13 protein-coding genes are annotated in these 14,944 nt (G+C 66.6%); 9 read left to right on the top strand and 4 right to left on the bottom strand.

What is annotated here, in order from left to right; all coding sequences use genetic code 11:
• The first annotated feature begins 16 nt into the window (after positions 1–16).
• Both SLQ30_RS07105 and SLQ30_RS07100 read left to right on the top strand, forming a co-directional pair.
• The gene (locus tag SLQ30_RS07105) at positions 17–349 is read left to right on the top strand and encodes a GNAT family N-acetyltransferase (protein ID WP_319450726.1); all 333 of its coding nucleotides are present in this window, start codon (positions 17–19) and stop codon (positions 347–349) included.
• Positions 350–376: 27 nt separating this feature from the next.
• Positions 377–1,252, top strand: a complete 876-nt coding sequence (locus SLQ30_RS07100; RefSeq protein WP_319450725.1) for an NYN domain-containing protein — start codon at positions 377–379, stop codon at positions 1,250–1,252.
• Between the two features lie 18 nt (positions 1,253–1,270).
• Here the strand turns inward: SLQ30_RS07100 and SLQ30_RS07095 are convergent, their stop codons facing one another.
• Positions 1,271–2,011 (bottom strand): TIGR02206 family membrane protein, encoded by a 741-nt coding sequence (locus SLQ30_RS07095; protein WP_319450724.1) that lies wholly within the window; start codon positions 2,009–2,011, stop codon positions 1,271–1,273.
• Positions 2,012–2,078: 67 nt separating this feature from the next.
• Positions 2,079–2,507, bottom strand: coding sequence for a very short patch repair endonuclease (locus tag SLQ30_RS07090; RefSeq protein WP_319450723.1), 429 nt, complete (start codon positions 2,505–2,507; stop codon positions 2,079–2,081).
• Positions 2,508–2,579: 72 nt separating this feature from the next.
• Between SLQ30_RS07090 and SLQ30_RS07085 the strand changes: the two genes are divergently transcribed.
• Genes SLQ30_RS07085 through SLQ30_RS07075 form a run of 3 tightly spaced genes read left to right on the top strand, consistent with a single transcriptional unit; the run spans position 2,580 to position 5,567 of the window.
• A complete protein-coding gene (locus SLQ30_RS07085) occupies positions 2,580–3,866 on the top strand; it encodes a DNA cytosine methyltransferase (RefSeq protein ID WP_319450722.1) in 1,287 nt (428 codons plus the stop codon).
• Positions 3,854–5,038 (top strand): DNA (cytosine-5-)-methyltransferase, encoded by a 1,185-nt coding sequence (locus SLQ30_RS07080; RefSeq protein WP_319450721.1) that lies wholly within the window; start codon positions 3,854–3,856, stop codon positions 5,036–5,038. The genes SLQ30_RS07085 and SLQ30_RS07080 overlap by 13 nt, the downstream gene beginning before the upstream one ends.
• Positions 5,039–5,087: 49 nt before the next feature.
• On the top strand, positions 5,088–5,567 hold the full coding sequence (locus tag SLQ30_RS07075; RefSeq protein WP_319450720.1) for a hypothetical protein: 480 nt from the start codon (positions 5,088–5,090) through the stop codon (positions 5,565–5,567).
• Positions 5,568–5,586: 19 nt separating this feature from the next.
• On the opposite strand, the gene SLQ30_RS07070 is transcribed toward SLQ30_RS07075, so the two are convergent.
• Positions 5,587–6,831, bottom strand: coding sequence for a L,D-transpeptidase (locus SLQ30_RS07070; RefSeq protein WP_319450765.1), 1,245 nt, complete (start codon positions 6,829–6,831; stop codon positions 5,587–5,589).
• A gap of 283 nt (positions 6,832–7,114) precedes the next feature.
• Here SLQ30_RS07070 and SLQ30_RS07065 point away from each other — a divergent pair, with 283 nt between their 5' ends.
• A complete protein-coding gene (locus SLQ30_RS07065; protein ID WP_319450719.1) occupies positions 7,115–8,287 on the top strand; it encodes a ThiF family adenylyltransferase in 1,173 nt (390 codons plus the stop codon).
• A 40-nt stretch (positions 8,288–8,327) separates the two neighbouring features.
• The gene (locus tag SLQ30_RS07060) at positions 8,328–11,165 is read left to right on the top strand and encodes an MMPL family transporter (RefSeq protein ID WP_319450718.1); all 2,838 of its coding nucleotides are present in this window, start codon (positions 8,328–8,330) and stop codon (positions 11,163–11,165) included.
• Positions 11,166–11,243: 78 nt separating this feature from the next.
• Here SLQ30_RS07060 and SLQ30_RS07055 read toward each other — a convergent pair whose 3' ends face one another.
• Positions 11,244–12,896: a nuclease-related domain-containing DEAD/DEAH box helicase gene (locus tag SLQ30_RS07055; protein WP_319450717.1), complete on the bottom strand. Its 1,653-nt coding sequence runs from the start codon at positions 12,894–12,896 to the stop codon at positions 11,244–11,246.
• 100 nt (positions 12,897–12,996) lie between these two features.
• Here SLQ30_RS07055 and SLQ30_RS07050 point away from each other — a divergent pair, with 100 nt between their 5' ends.
• Positions 12,997–14,037: a hypothetical protein gene (locus tag SLQ30_RS07050; RefSeq protein WP_319450716.1), complete on the top strand. Its 1,041-nt coding sequence runs from the start codon at positions 12,997–12,999 to the stop codon at positions 14,035–14,037.
• A gap of 405 nt (positions 14,038–14,442) precedes the next feature.
• A complete protein-coding gene (locus SLQ30_RS07045) occupies positions 14,443–14,931 on the top strand; it encodes a T3SS (YopN, CesT) and YbjN peptide-binding chaperone 1 (RefSeq protein WP_319450715.1) in 489 nt (162 codons plus the stop codon).
• Positions 14,932–14,944: the final 13 nt, after the last annotated feature.

The following is a 14,944-nucleotide window of genomic DNA, read 5'->3' as shown; positions in this document are numbered from 1 at the left end:
GTGGCACTGTGGAGGCATGGCTCTGACTGACAAGACCGGCGCTGTGGTGACCGTGCGCGCGGAGGCCGACAGGTTCGTCATCGCCGTCGAAGGCCAGGACGTCGGGCTGACGATGTTCGAGGACAACGGCGAGCAGCGCGTGTTCTTCCACACCGAGGTCGACGAGGCGTTCGGCGGCCGCGGGCTCGCCACCATCGTGATCGGCGAGGCGCTCGCCCGGACGAAGGCCGACGGGCTGCGCATCGTGCCGGTCTGCCCGACGGTCACGGCCTTCTGCAAGAAGCACCCGGAGTATGCCGACGTCGTCGATCGTCCGACGCGGGAGATCCTGGCCCGATTGCAGCGCTAGTCGGCCGCGATCGACCACACTGAAGCCATGACGGAGACCGGTGCCACCCGAGTCGCGGTCTACCTCGACTTCGACAACATCGTGATCTCGCGGTACGACCAGGTGAACGGGCGCAACTCGTTCCAGAAGGACAAGGCCAGCGGGCTGGAGGCGGAGCCGCTTGGGCGTGCCACCGTCGACGTCGGCGCGATCATCGACTTCGCCTCGTCGTTCGGGACGCTGGTACTCACCCGCGCGTATGCCGACTGGTCGGCCGACGTCAACGCGGGCTATCGCGGGCAACTGGTCGCGCGCGCCGTCGACCTGGTGCAGCTGTTTCCAGCCGCGGCCTACGGCAAGAACGGCGCCGACATCAGGTTGGCGGTCGACGCGGTCGAGGACATGTTCCGGCTGCCGGACCTCACGCACGTGGTGATCGTCGCGGGCGACTCCGACTACATCGCGTTGGCGCAGCGGTGCAAGCGGCTGGGCCGGTACGTCGTCGGCATCGGCGTCGCGGGTGCATCGAGCCGCGCGTTGGCCTCGGCGTGCGACGAGTTCGTCATCTACGACGCGCTGCCCGGCGTCCCGGTGTTCGAACCGGATCCCGTGCCCGCGAAGAAGGCGCCCGCGAAGAAGCGCAGCAGTCGGCCCGCGCAGTCCACCGAGCCTGACGAGCCGGAGCCGCCCGACCCGCAGGCGTCGGCCACCGCACTGCTGCAGCGGGCCCTGCAGATCGGCTTGGAGAAGGACGACGCCGACTGGCTGCACAACTCGCAAGTGAAGGCTCAGATGAAGCGCATGGACCCGTCGTTCAGCGAGAAGTCGTTGGGGTTCAAGTCGTTTAGCGACTTTCTGCGCTCACGCACCGACGTCGTCGAACTCGACGAGAGCTCGACGACGCGGATGGTGCGGCTGAAGTAGGGCGATTTCCGAGAAAGTTCAGCTCGTCGAAGACCCGGGCGTGAGGTCGTCGGCGGCGGGACTTTCCGTGGCCCGTTGCCTTTTCCGTTCCCACGGCCAGGTCATCAAGGCCCAGATGATGGCGACCAAGGTGATCTCGACGAGCAGATACACCGGCCACGGCCCCAGGAAGTCGAGGATCGACGCGATCGGGGGTTTCCTGTTGAGGTACCCGTAGTTGGTGCCCGCGAGGAGGTTGAAGATCAAGGTGAAGACCGCCCAGCCCAAAGTCACGACGACCGTCAAGCGGTAGCTACGCCAGTTCGGGCGCATGCCGCGCCCCCACGTGAGGTAGACGGCGGCCCAGACCACCAACAGGTGCAGCGCGAAGAACGTCAGGAAGCTGCGGTCCGGGAAGTCCGGCCCGTCGACGTCGGGAGTGAGCAATGCCTGCGAGCTCAGCACCAGACCCCAGTAGTAGGTGAGCCCATAGGCCCACTGTTTCTGCGACCACAACGCGTAAGCCACTGCCAATTCCGCGATGTCGCACAGTTGCAGCGGCACCGAACTGGACAGCAAGGGGTGGAAGAGCTTGTAAACCAGCACGGCGAGGTAGACGGCCAACAGCAGCCCGGCCATGACGCGACTGAAGGTTCGGGCCTGCGCTTCGCTCTGGCGGCGTCCGACCCAGACCAGCGCGGCGATGCCGACTACGAACAGCGCCAGCACCGTCAAGTGCGATGGGCCGTACGCCACGAACTCACGTTGTGCGGACCACACGTTCATCACCTCGCTCGCCTCGTCATCGACCCTATTGCCGAATCACGTTGTGGACATAGCGTTGGGACTAACTTCGCCGGGCGCGGACGGCCTCGCGGACCCGCTGAGCCGCCTCGGCCGGATCCTCGTGCTCCCACACCCGCACGCTAATCCAGCCGGCCGCTTCCAACCGGGCGTCGGTGTCGCGGTCGCGCGCCCGGTTGCCCGAGACCTTGTCGGCCCAGAACTTGGCGTTGGCCGTCGCCACGGTGTGGTGCTCGGGACAGCCGTGCCAGAAGCATCCGTCGAGAAACACTGCGATCTTCGCCGTCGGGAACACCAGATCAGCGGTACGCCGCAGTCCGGCGAGCGGTTTGGCGCCCACCCGGTAGCGCAGCCCAAGCGCGTGCACGGCTGAGCGCAGGGCTAGCTCGGGCTTGGTGTCGCGGCTCCGGTTGGACTGCATGCGGGCCCGCGCCTCGGGGGAGGACGCCCAGGACGGCGAGGACCTAGCCACCCGTCCAGCCTATTCACGGCGCGCCGCCTCGCCTGCCCGGGCTGGGACGACAGGCAAAATACGATCAGCCGTGTGAGCCAGCCGACGCGTCTTCTGCTCGGCGAACGAACCAGCACCGACGGCGCGTTCGAGCGCTTCCGCACGCGCAACGGCAGCTACGAACGCATCCTCACCGATCGCGAGGGTCGTCATACCGTCAGCGTGCTCGCCGGCTACTCAGGCAGCGACGCCCGGCCTACGTCCGCGCACGAGGCCGAACGCGCGTGGCTTCAGGGCCGGGTGCCTCCTCCGAGCGGCGCGGCCAGGACGTCGGTGCGGGCCATCGACCTGTTCTCCGGATGCGGCGGACTGTCCATCGGATTGGCCGAGGCCGCCCGCGCGCTGAGCCGGCCGTTCGAGCCGGTGCTCGCCGTCGACGTCGACCCGACGGCCGCGCAGACGTACGCCGCCAACTTCCCCACCGCCGCAACCCGATGCGCCGACATGGCCGAGGTGTTCCCTGGCACGCCCGGTAGCCGACTCGCGCCGGGCGAGCTACAGCTGTTCAAGGAGCATCCCGAGATCGACGTGCTGGTTGGCGGTCCGCCGTGCCAGGGCCACAGTGACTTCAACAACCGCACCCGCCACCGCGATCACAAGAATGCGCTCTACTCGACGATGGTCCGCGCTGCGGAAGTGTTGGTCCCGCAACACATTCTGATCGAGAACGTGCCGGGCGCCCTCAACGATCGCGGAGCGGTGGTGCAACGCGCGGCCGATGCACTCGTCGACCTCGGCTACTTCGTAGCGATCGGGGTCATCGACCTCAGCGAGCTCGGGGTGCCGCAGCGCCGTCGGCGGCTCGTGCTCATGGCGAGTCGTACGCACACCGTCACCCCCGACGACGTGGTCAAGCGACATCGCCGGCCACCGTGCGACGTCGGTTGGGCAATTCAGGATCTCGAGGCGCTACGGGACGAGCAGCGCACGAGCCTGCTCGACGCCGTCGCACAGTCGGCTCCGGCCACCCGCAAGCGCATCGCCTACCTCTTCGACAACGACTTGGCCGACCTGCCCGACGGCGAGCGCCCGGACTGCCACGCCCGCGGCGGCCACAGCTACAAGTCCATCTACGGGCGACTGGCGTGGGACAAACCGTCGCAAACCATCACCACCGGCTTCTACAGCATGTGCATGGGCCGCTACGTCCACCCGAGCCGGCGACGCACCATCACCGCCCACGAAGCGGCTCGGCTGCAGTACATTCCGGACTGGTTCTCCTTCGCCGGGGTACGTCAGCGCACGGCGCTGGCCCACATGATTGGCAACGCGGTGCCGTCGCGGCTGAGTTACGCCGTTGCGGTGGAATGGTTGCGGTGAAGGTCGTCGGACTGTTCGCAGGCATCGGCGGCCTCGAGCTCGGCCTGTCGGCCAGCGGACATCAGGCCCAGCTGCTCGTCGAGAACTCCCCCGCCGCCATGCACGTGCTGCGCAGGCGCTTCCCCGACACCAAGCTCGAGGGCGACGTCCGCGACGTGGCGGCCCTGCCCAGCGGCACCGACGTGGTGGTGGCAGGCTTTCCGTGTCAGGATCTCAGCAGCGTGGGCCGCAAGGTCGGAATCGACGGCGCCAGAAGCAGTTTGGTCGGCGAGGTGTTGCGACTGTTGCAAGGGTCGGACGTGCCGTGGGTGGTGTTGGAGAACGTGCCGTTCCTGATGTCGCTGGCCCGCGGCGCAGCCCTTGGGCTGATCACCGAGACGTTGACCAAGCTCGGTTACCGGTGGGCGTACCGCGTGGTCGACACGAACGGCTGGCTGCCGCAGCGGCGCAATCGCTGGTATCTGGTGGCCAGCCGGGTGGGCGATCCGCGCGACGTGCTGCTGGCCGACGACTGCGAAAGGCCCACGCCCGAAAAGGTTTACCCGGACGTGGCGTGCGGCTTCTACTGGACTGAGGGCATGCGGTCGTTCGGCTGGGGAGTCGACTGCGTGCCGCCGATCAAGTGTGGCTCGTCGGTCGGGGTGGCCTCACCGCCGGCCATCCGGCTGCCGTCGGGCCATTACGTCACCCCGGAGCTGCGGGATACCGAACGGCTGCAAGGCTTTCCCGCTGATTGGACCGCGCCTGCCGAGGAGGTCGCCAAGCGCGGGGAACGCTGGCGCATGGTCGGCAATTCGGTCAGCACACCGGTGGCGGCGTGGATCGGCCGGCGGCTGGCCTCCCCCGGCCACTACGACGGGGCCGCCGACCAAGCGTGGACCGGCGTCCCGTGGCCACGCAAGGCGGCGTGGGCGGGGCTCGACGGGGTGGTGCACGCCGCGGACGTCGGGCCGTGGCCGGAATGGCAAGCACGACAGGGTTTGGCGGAGTTCCTCGATTACCCGGGAAAGCCGCTGTCTCACAGGGCCGCGTCCGGATTCCTGCGCCGCACCGAGAAGGGCACGCTGCGCTTCCCGCCGGGCTTCCTCACCGAACTCACCGACTACGCGAGCAGCAGCCCCCAAAATCTCATCCCAAAAAGTGCGGGAAATGTGGTGGCTCATCGCTCCTAGCAGTTGAACACGGCCCACAAGGGGCCGCGACAACTCGAAGGAGCACACCATGAGCACCAACAACACGAATTCATCAGCCCGCCGGATGACGGCAGCGGCTTTGATGGTCGCCGCCGCTGGGGCCCTCGGCGTGGGCGCAGCGGCGACCGCCAATGCCAGTGGCGGCGAGTCCTACGCCGCCATCGCATTTTCGCCGGCCTCCGGAACCTGGGCGAGTTTCACAAACGCCTCGTCGTTCATCGATGCTTCCGCCGGCGCCGTGAACGCATGCCACGACGCCGGAGGCGGCCTCTGCGTGCTCACCGGCTCCACCAGGGTCACCGGCGGCGGCGCCAGCTGCGTCGCGCTCGCTGTCGACCCGGTGCACTGGGTGCTCTGGCACAGCGGAGTCGGGCCGACCCAGATCAGTTCCATGACCGCAGCCCTGGACGGAAAGGACCGCCGTATCGCAACAACGACCTGCACGACCGTCGGCGGCTCGCCAAACCTGTCCTTCACCGGCAAGGTGAATCAGCTGTCGGGCTCATAGCGCGCCGACGTGGGCTGAGCTAGGTGAGCTTGCTGCCCTGCCGCCACTCGGCCCACGGGATGGTCCAGTCGCCGTTCTGCCACACCTGTAGCGCCTTGCCACCGGTGTTGCGGACTTCGACGACGTCGCCGGGCACCGAGAAGTTGTAGAACCACTCGGCGTTCTCGCCGTTGAGGTTCAGGCAGCCGTGACTGGTGTCGGTGTTCCCCTGCGCCCACACCGTCGAATTCAGCTGGTGCAGGTAAATGCCGTCGACGCTAATCCTGGTGGCGAAGGAGATGGTCTCCTTGTAGCCGAGCCGGCTGTTGGTGGGCAGCCCGAACGTCGACGAGTCCATGACGACCGGGTTGCCCTTGTCCAGCACGGTGTACACGCCCGGCGGGGTCCAGAACGACAGCGTGGTGTCGCCGAACGTCTGCGTGCCGCCCATGCCCATGGACGTCGGCATCGTCCGCACAAGCGCGCCGTTGTTGAAGACGCTGACCTGCTTGGTGTTGTCGTCGGCGATGGAGACGTGCGCGTCACCAATCCTGAACGACGCCTTCTCGTCCGACTGCCCGTACAGCCCGTCGCCGAGCGGCACTCCGTAGATGTTGCCCGCGACGCTCACCGAGGTACCCGGGGCGTAGTACTTCTCGGGCCGCCAGTGGGCGTTCTGGTTGTCGACCCAGTACCACGACCCGAGCACCGGCGGATCGGTGGTGACGACGAGATTCCGTTCGGCGTTGGCCTTGTTGTCGATCGGCTCGTCGAAGTGGGCGGACAGCACCGCGCCGATGCCGTAGGTGCCGCCGTCCTGCAGCAGGTCGCCGCCGGTCGTCTCGAAGTCGACCGCGGTCTGATTGCTCGGCGACACCGTCGTGAAGCTGGCTGTCTGGAGCGACGGGATACCGGTGGGCCCGGCGGCATGGATCGTCATTGTGTAGGTGCGGTTGTATCCGAGCTGCGACGTCGGCTTCCACATCTTGCGGTCCGGCGTCAGGATCCCCGCGATCGCCTTGCCGCCGTCATTCACCATCGTGACGTCGGTGATGACGCCGTTGGTGGCGGCGACCCGGACCGGACCGGCCGGATTCATGGTGTCGCTGCCCGGCGCAGGCGTGATCGATACCGAGGCCGGCACCCCTCGAGCAGGAGGCGGATGCGGGTCGAGCAGCCCCGTCGGTACGGCGGCGACGGCGCAGCTGCCTGCGCAGTGGTCAGCACTGCTCAGCGTGATCCCACCCAGCACGGCAAGCACCGCGAGGGCAGCGGCGAGCCACATACGACTGGCACGTCGAGAGGACGTCAAGCTAGCTCCAAGGTTTTTCGGCATTAGCCAATGAACGAAGGCTCATCGTAGGTGGTTCAAAGGGCGCAAGCCACTCACGCCCGAGTCGGACGTCGACACCGCGGTGAGATCGGGTTTTGGGCCATATACCTTTGTCGCCAAGACCTGACCGATATTGTCGTTGCTAACGAAATCATCGGTGAGGCGACATGTGCTCAGACAGGGGCGGACCGTTGACGTTGAACGCCCATCTTCGCGCTGAACGGCTCACGTGCTGATGCCCCGGCATGGTCACGCGCCCGACGAATCGGGCTGGGAGCCGCCGACGATCCTCAAGGTGTCTGGCGGCTCGGGGCGGTCGGGGCTGACGCAACTGTTCGGCACCGGCGTCGACGTCATCGACCCGGTCGACGAAATCATCGAGGAGCTGGCTTCGCTTCGCGCCTGCGAGGGCGCCTCAGGGCAGACCAGGGACGCCATGGTCGCCCAGGACGACGCATTCGGGCACTGGGTCTACCTGCCGTGGAAGAACGCCGTCGTGCGCTATCCCGACCCCGACGATCACTACGCACTGCGCACCTTCCGCAACCGGCACGTCATCACGGCCGACGAACATCAGGTGCTTCGCCACCAGACCGTGGCGTTCTTCGGACTCAGCGTCGGCCGTCGCGTGCTCAGCCAGGTCGCGCAGTTGGGCATCGGCAATCGCTATCTCTTCGGCGATCCCGACCGCATCAGCGTCACCAACCTCAACCGGCTGAACTCGTCGATGAGCGAGGTCGGGCTCTCCAAGACGATCAGCGCCGCGCGGGAGATCAGCGACATCGATCCGTACATCGCGCAGGTGCACCTCGAGCACGGATATACGACGCCCGAGGCCGAGCAGGCGATGGATCAATGGCGCCCACTGGTGATCGTCGAGGAAGTCGACGACCTACAAACCAAGGCCGCGGTCCGCGAGTACGCCAAGGCAAAGCGCATCCCGGTGGTGATGGCCACTGACGTCGGCGACATCTCGGTGGTGCACGTCGAGCGATTCGACACCGAGGACGTCGAGCCGTTCAGCGGCCGCGTCTCCGCGGAGGCCTTCGCCCGGCTGCGCGACAACCAATTGACGCCGCAGGAATTGGTGTCGGTCTTGCTGGACGTCTCGGGCCGCGACGCCGCGCTGGGCTCACCCCGGCTGATCAAGTCGTTCATGGACATCGGCCGTGGCCTCGCGGGGCTCGCGCAGCTGGGCACCACCGTGGGGATGGGCGCGTCGTTGGCGGCGTTGGCCATCCGCGAGATCGCCCTCGGCCGACCGCTACCGTCGGGCTCCTACGTCGCCGATCCGCGCGAGCTGCTGTCGCTGTCCGACTCGGTCACCGACGACGAGCGGGCCGCCATCATGTCCGCGTTCGAGGGTGCGTTCGCAGTGCCGACGCGGGACGGCGCGACGGCCGGCTAGAGCCAACTATGCGCCCCGACATTCATGCAATGGTGACCCGGTGAGCAGCACGGGCCTACCCACGACGGTTGCGCGTTTCATTCGCCGGGCCGCGATACCCATCGTGTTGTGCTGGGTGGCACTTGCGGCGTTCGTGAACATCGCCGTGCCGCCGCTCGAAGTGGTCGGCGAATCCCGCGCGGTCGCGGTGACGCCCCCCGACGCACCGTCGATGGTGGCTCTGCGCCACGCCGGGGAGGTCTTCGACGAGTCCAACTCCAACAGCATCGCGATGGTCGTACTCGAGGGCGCGCAGCCGTTGGGCCCCGACGCGCACGCCTACTACGACGGCCTCGTCAAGGCGCTTCGCGCTGACAGCGACCACGTCGAGCACGTGCAGGACCTGTGGAGTGACCCGCTGACCGCCACGGGCTCGCAGAGCGGGGACGGCAAGGCCGCCTACGTGCAGGTGAGCCTGGCCGGGAACATGGGCGAGGCGCAGGCGAACGCATCGGTCGACAACGTGCGCAAGGTCGTCGAGGCCCATCCCCCGCCCGACGGCATGACGGTCTACGTCACCGGCCCCTCCGCGTTGTTCGCCGACCAGGTCCGCGAGGGCGACCACAGCATGAAGACGATCACGGGGCTGACGTTCGTGGTCATCATCATCATGCTGCTGCTGGTCTATCGCTCCATCAGCACGGTCTTGCTGATACTGCCGATGGTGGTGATATCGCTCGGCGCCACCCGTGGCGTGGTGGCGTTGCTCGGCCAGCAGGGGGTGCTCGGCCTGTCGACGTTCGTCGTGAGTCTGCTTACCGCCCTTGCGATTGCGGCGGGCACCGACTACGCGATCTTCCTCGTCGGCCGCTATCAGGAGGCACGCCAGGCGGGTGAGGATCGCGAGGCCGCCTACTTCACCATGTACCGCGGCACCGCGCACGTAATCCTGGGCTCCGGGCTGACCATCGCCGGGGCCACCTTCTGCATGACGTTCTCGCGCCTGACGCTGTTCCACACGATGGGGCTGCCGCTGGCGCTCGGGATGCTCGTCTCGCTGTTCGCGGCGTTGACGTTGACGCCAGCCGTCATCGTGCTCGGAGGCCGTTTCCTGGAACCCAAGCGGGCCACCACATCTCGGCGCTGGCGCCGCTTCGGCACGGCGGTGGTGCGGTGGCCGGGGCCGATCCTCGTCGCCTCGCTGGCCGCCGCCCTCGTCGGACTGTTGGCCCTGCCGGGGTATCACGCGGGCTACAACGACCGCGACTACCTGAAGGACGACGTGCCCGTCAACGTGGGCTACGCGGCGGCCGACCGGCACTTCTCGCCTGCGCGGATGAATCCCGAACTGCTGCTGGTCGAAAGCGAGCACGACCTGCGCAACCCAGCCGACTTCCTCGTCATCGACAAGATCGCCAAGGCCGTCTTCAAGGTGCCCGGCGTCTCCCGGGTACAGACGATCACGCGACCCGACGGCAAGCCGATCGTGCACACGACCATCCCGTTCCAACTCGGCATGCAGAGCACTACGCAGGTCATGAACCAGAAGTACAACCAGGACCGCATGGCCGACATGCTCAAGCAGGCCGACGAGATGCAGAACACCATCGACACGCTGACGCAGATGTCGGCGCTCACCCAGCAGATGGCCGACACCACGCACTCGATGGTGCTCAAGACGAAGAAGACCGCCGTCGACATCGCCGAATTGCGCAACAACATCTCCGACTTCGATGACTTCTTCCGGCCGCTGCGCAACTACTTCTACTGGGAGCCACACTGTTTCGACATCCCGGGGTGCTGGGCCATCCGCTCGGTGTTCGACACGCTCGACGGCATCGACACCATGACCGACGACATCCAGGCGCTGGTGCCCGATCTCGAGCGGCTGGATAAGTTGATGCCGCAATTGGTCGCCTTGATGCCGTCGCAGATCGAGACCATGAAGTCGATGAAGCAGATGATGCTGACGATGTATCAGACCCAGAAGGGTCAGCAGGATCAGCAGGCGTCGGCCTCGGAGAACTCGTCGGCCATGGGCGAGGCGTTCGACAAGTCCCGCAACGACGACTCCTTCTACCTCCCGCCGGAAGCGTTCGACAACCCGGACTTCAAGCGCGGCATGAAGAACTTCGTCTCACCGGACGGAAAGTCGGTGCGGTTCATCATCAGTCACCAGAGCGAGCCCGCCTCCGAAGCGGGAATCGGGCGCATCGAACCCATCAAGCTCGCGGCCAAGGAGGCCATCAAGGGCACGCCGCTGGAGGGCTCCAAGATCTACGTGGGCGGGACGGCCGCGATATTCAAGGACATCAAGGACGGCACCAAGTACGACCTGATGATCATCGGGCTCGCCTCGATCTGCCTAATCTTCGTCATCATGTTGCTGATGACGCGCAGCGTGGTGGCGGCGGTGACGATCGTGGGGACCGTGGTGTTGTCGCTCGGCGCCTCGTTCGGGTTGTCGATTCTCATCTGGCAGCACTTCGTCGGGCTGAATTTGCACTGGTCGGTCATCGCGCTGTCGGTATTGGTGTTGATGGCCGTCGGCTCCGACTACAACCTGCTGCTGGTGTCGCGACTCAAGGAAGAGGCGCACGCCGGGCTGAACACGGGCATCATCCGCGCGATGGCGGGCAGCGGTGCGGTAGTCACGGCGGCCGGGTTGGTGTTCGCGTTCACGATGATGTCGATGGTCGTCGGCGATCTGCGCGTCATCGGCCAGGTCGGCACCACCATCGGGTTGGGGTTGCTGTTCGACACGCTGGTGGTCCGCGCGTTCATGACGCCTTCCATCGCAGCGCTTTTGGGCAAGTGGTTCTGGTGGCCGCAGCTGCCGCCGTGGTCGAAGCACGAGCGAGCCAAGCGGGCGGCCGTTACCGAGCCCGTCCCGGTATAGTTTTCCGCCGCGACCGGGAATCTGGCGACGTTTGGGAGTTTCAGGCGTCGCGAGATTCCCACTCGGCCATCCGGCGAGCTAAGCGACACCCAACCGGCGCGCGAGCTCAGGCCCACCCACGTCGCGGATGAAGTCGGGATCACCGCACACGACGAGTTGGTCACGGGCACGCGACAATCCGACGTAGAGCCGCTCGCGAGAGCGCTCGAACTTGCCCTGGTCGTTGACGACGAGCACGACGGCCCGGCGTTCGAGACCCTTGAAGCCGAGCACGTGACCGTAGAACACCTGATCGGCGTCCCAGAAGGAATCCCAGTACGCCTTGTGGCCGTTGCGCTGCCGTTCGGCCTGCTCGGGATGCCGGCTGCCGGTGGTGAGCAGTGCCAGATCCTCTGGCCGCCAACCTTGTTCGAGTAGCAGCTCGATCTGGTCGTCACCCTCGCCCATGGCGTCCTCGCGGGCGCAAGGTACGAACGTGACGGCCGGGCCTTCGCCACCGAGGAAGTGCATCGGGTGGTCGACGAGCGGCTGGAAGGCGTTGGCGATCTGTCGGGTGTTGCGCAGATTGTGGTCGAGGATCAGCGGCACGAGCGGCACCGGTGGTGAGCCGTGCCTGCTGAACACGCGCTGGCCCTCGTCGGTGAAGACGTAGATGCCGCCCTCCTCGTCGTCCTTGAGCGCTGCGAGCAGCGGGTCCCACCACGCGTCGGCGAAGTCCTGAGCCTCGTCGACGACAATGGAGTCGAACCGGTAGCCAGGCTCGAGTTGCGCTGCGAGTTCGGCCATTTGGAGCGGGAGGTCGTGTTCCCAGAACTTGACGGTCTCCTCGTTGCGCAGCGACTCGTCGGGCGCTTCTGGCGCGCCCCACTGCTTGCCGAGGTCGTGAAACTCGCCGACGTAGGCGGGCTGATGGCGCCGCGGCCAGGCCGAGGCGATGCGTTCCAAGTACGACGCCAGGCCGTGGGAGTAGCAGACGAGCGCGACCCGCTGGCCGCGCTGTGCGAGTCGGCGAGCCTGCTCCATCGCGAGGAACGTCTTGCCGCTGCCCGCCCCGCCGCGGACCTCGACACGGTTGAGCAGCCGGACCGCGTCGAGGATGACGGCCTGATGCTCGGTGAGCGCATCGGCGGCGTCCTGGTTGGCCAGCGCGCGGGCAACCACGCTGCGCTGGGGTAATCCCCTGCCGGACAATGCCGTCGACAGTTGCTCGATGCCCTGCTGGCTGAGCAAGTCCCTGGGTAGCTCCTGACTGACGAGCACGTACCGCAGCTTGTCGACGAGGTTGGGCAGATCGTTGCGGTCGATGACCTTCCAGCGCGGGCATTCCGGAAGCGCGAAGTCGTCGGCGAGTTCGGCGTTGGGCAGCACGACCACGTGATCCCACCGCAGCCTGGCCTGAGTCCAGCGTTCGTCCTTCTCGATGAACTCGCGCAGCGCGTAACAGGCTTCTCGGGCCTGACGGACCGGCTGGATCTTGTGCTCGTGGCCGCGGCGCTTCTGCCACCACGTCTCGCCGTCGTGCCACACCTCGCCGCCCTTGACTTCCAGGCAGACGATGCCCGCACCTTCGATCGCGACGACGAAGTCGACCTCGTGGTCCTTGAGGTGGTCGGTGACCCGTTGCCCGGGGATGACGCGGTCGTTGGGCTGCAGCTGCGCGAGCAGGGCTTGGTAGACCGTGCGCTCGGCCTCGTTCGCCAGGCGAGGGGTCTCGTCAGGGGTGATGGTCATGTGTCGATCCCTCCGCGGCCGGCGTTGGCCAAGTCCGCGAATGTTAGCGACAGTGTCCGTCAATTACGCCAGGCGGCCGGCGCGATAGTCTCGGCTAGTTATGACACCCTCTGCACGCGCGCTCGGGCCGAGGCACTGGCGCGGCCTCGGCTGTGCGCTGCTCGTGGTGGCGTTGACGCTCGTCGGCTGCTCCGAGGTTGCGCCGGATCGCCACCGGCAGGTCGACCAGCTCACCGAGCAGATTCGGTCGATGCCCGGAGTGCGGGGCGCCAGCAGCGAAGTCACCGACGACATCCCCAAGGGTTACGTCCACGTCTGGCTGTCGGTGAACGTCGCCGAGGACGTCACACCATCTCAGGTCGCGGCGATCACCACGCGTTACCTGGATGAACTTCGCACCGTTGACTACTCGGCCTACACGACCGAACTCGACGTGCACCACGGGCAGAACCTGTTCGCCGTCGACAGCGGTCGGCTACCCGTCGACAACGCCGATCAGATCGTCAGCCAAGGCTGTGACTGGGTCGGGCTGCTCCACGAATTCCCAAGCGCCACCACTAAATTGCGTGCCGCCATCACCCGCGCTGGGGCCGTACCTGTCGTCGAGGCAGACCGTGGCCATCCCGCCCTGGGGGCCATACAATTCCCCGAACCTGCGGACTACACGGCAGTGAGCGCAGCCGTCACAACGCTTGGCGCCAAGTTCCCGCAACTGGCCGGCGGCGTGTGGACGATCGACGCGAGCAAGGCCCACCCGGCCGAGGTCATGAGCTTCCAGCGGTATCCGTCGCCTGCCGAGCTCGCCGTGTGGAGCACGCTCAACGCCGACCAGACGATCCCGCATGTCGACGCCCTGAACATCAACGCGCCACAGACGCCCCCGGTCTGGATCTCCGAGCAGACCATTTCCCAGGACCCGGCGGTCGCGCTGCAACTGGCCACCGCGCATCTCCCCATCGTGTCCACCCTGCCCCGGCCGGTGCTCTACACCGCGTCCAGCCAGTTGCAAGGACGTCGCGACTTCAACGTCCGCACCACGGGTCCGGTCGCAGTCACCATCGGCGGTTGCACCGTGCGCACCTACCGGCCCGACCCGAACGAACAGCGCCTGATCGACGCCTACGAGAACTGCCGGCGTTAACCGAACGCCCCAAGAATCCTCCAAGACGTCATCCGCACCCTATGGGTGTCCGGCCGCGGGCCGAGAGCATCGACGAGGGAACAACCATGAGGCGAGTCATCGCGGGGTTGGCAACGGCCGTGTTGGTCTCTGGCGGTGCAGGTTTGGCCGGTCTGACCGCAGGGATCGCACAGGCGTGCAACGGCGCCTCGGGTCCCTGCGGTTACGGCCCGAATCGTTGGTACCCGGGCGGATAGATCAACCGCCAGACGAGTTGAACAGTTAGCTAGAAAGCGCCCAATCGCGCGCCGATGTCAGCCATTGGTGGTTTGATGAACGCAGCCGTGTGAGCAGGGGGCAACTGCGTCCAGGGCCAGTGTGATCGCAGGGGGGATTCAAATGACGTTACAGATTGATGCAGAGCGGGTGAGCCCGTCAGAGTCGTTGCTAGAGCACATCGCCGACCAGATTGACTTCGCCGACGCCGTGGCGCCCGGGCCGGACGGCCTCGGCGCGTGGCTGGATGCGACGCTCAAGACCGAGCTCGGGCTCGCCACGATCGTGCGGGACGAGGACGACGACATCCCGATCTCGCTCGGCGGGCCGGTGGTCTACGTCCGCCAGGGCGGACCGGGCTCGTCGTTCGTGACGGTGCTGGCGCTGCTGCTCGAGGACTTCGACGTATCGCCGTGCGTCTACGAGGCGATCAACGCGATCAACCTCGAGGTGCCGATGGCCAAGACGGTCGTCGACGCGGACCTCCGGCAGATCGTGATGTCGGTCGAGCTTCCCGTCATCGACACCTTGTCCGCAGATGATCTGATGCTCGCCGTCGAGACGGTGTCGGAATGGGCCGAGTACTTCGATACGTTGTTGCAGAACCGATTTGGCGGCGCGACGGCGCGCGACTGCTGACTGCACGGCAGGA

The organism is Mycobacterium sp. RTGN4 (assembly GCF_033804635.1).
Taxonomy (GTDB): Bacteria; Actinomycetota; Actinomycetes; order Mycobacteriales; family Mycobacteriaceae; genus Mycobacterium.
The sequence above is the reverse complement of the archived record's forward strand: the minus strand, read 5'-3'. Positions and strand labels throughout refer to the sequence as shown.

Excerpts from the sequence above, each read along its gene's own strand:
- SLQ30_RS07080 (WP_319450721.1), top strand. The coding sequence starts at position 3,854 with ATGGTTGCGGTGAAGGTCGTCGGACTGTTCGCAGGCATCGGCGGCCTC.
- SLQ30_RS07100 (WP_319450725.1), top strand. The coding sequence starts at position 377 with ATGACGGAGACCGGTGCCACCCGAGTCGCGGTCTACCTCGACTTCGAC.
- SLQ30_RS07075 (WP_319450720.1), top strand. The coding sequence starts at position 5,088 with ATGAGCACCAACAACACGAATTCATCAGCCCGCCGGATGACGGCAGCG.
- SLQ30_RS07050 (WP_319450716.1), top strand. The coding sequence starts at position 12,997 with ATGACACCCTCTGCACGCGCGCTCGGGCCGAGGCACTGGCGCGGCCTC.
- SLQ30_RS07065 (WP_319450719.1), top strand. The coding sequence starts at position 7,115 with ATGCCCCGGCATGGTCACGCGCCCGACGAATCGGGCTGGGAGCCGCCG.
- SLQ30_RS07055 (WP_319450717.1), bottom strand. The coding sequence starts at position 12,896 with ATGACCATCACCCCTGACGAGACCCCTCGCCTGGCGAACGAGGCCGAG.
- SLQ30_RS07105 (WP_319450726.1), top strand. The coding sequence starts at position 17 with ATGGCTCTGACTGACAAGACCGGCGCTGTGGTGACCGTGCGCGCGGAG.
- SLQ30_RS07070 (WP_319450765.1), bottom strand. The coding sequence starts at position 6,831 with ATGTGGCTCGCCGCTGCCCTCGCGGTGCTTGCCGTGCTGGGTGGGATC.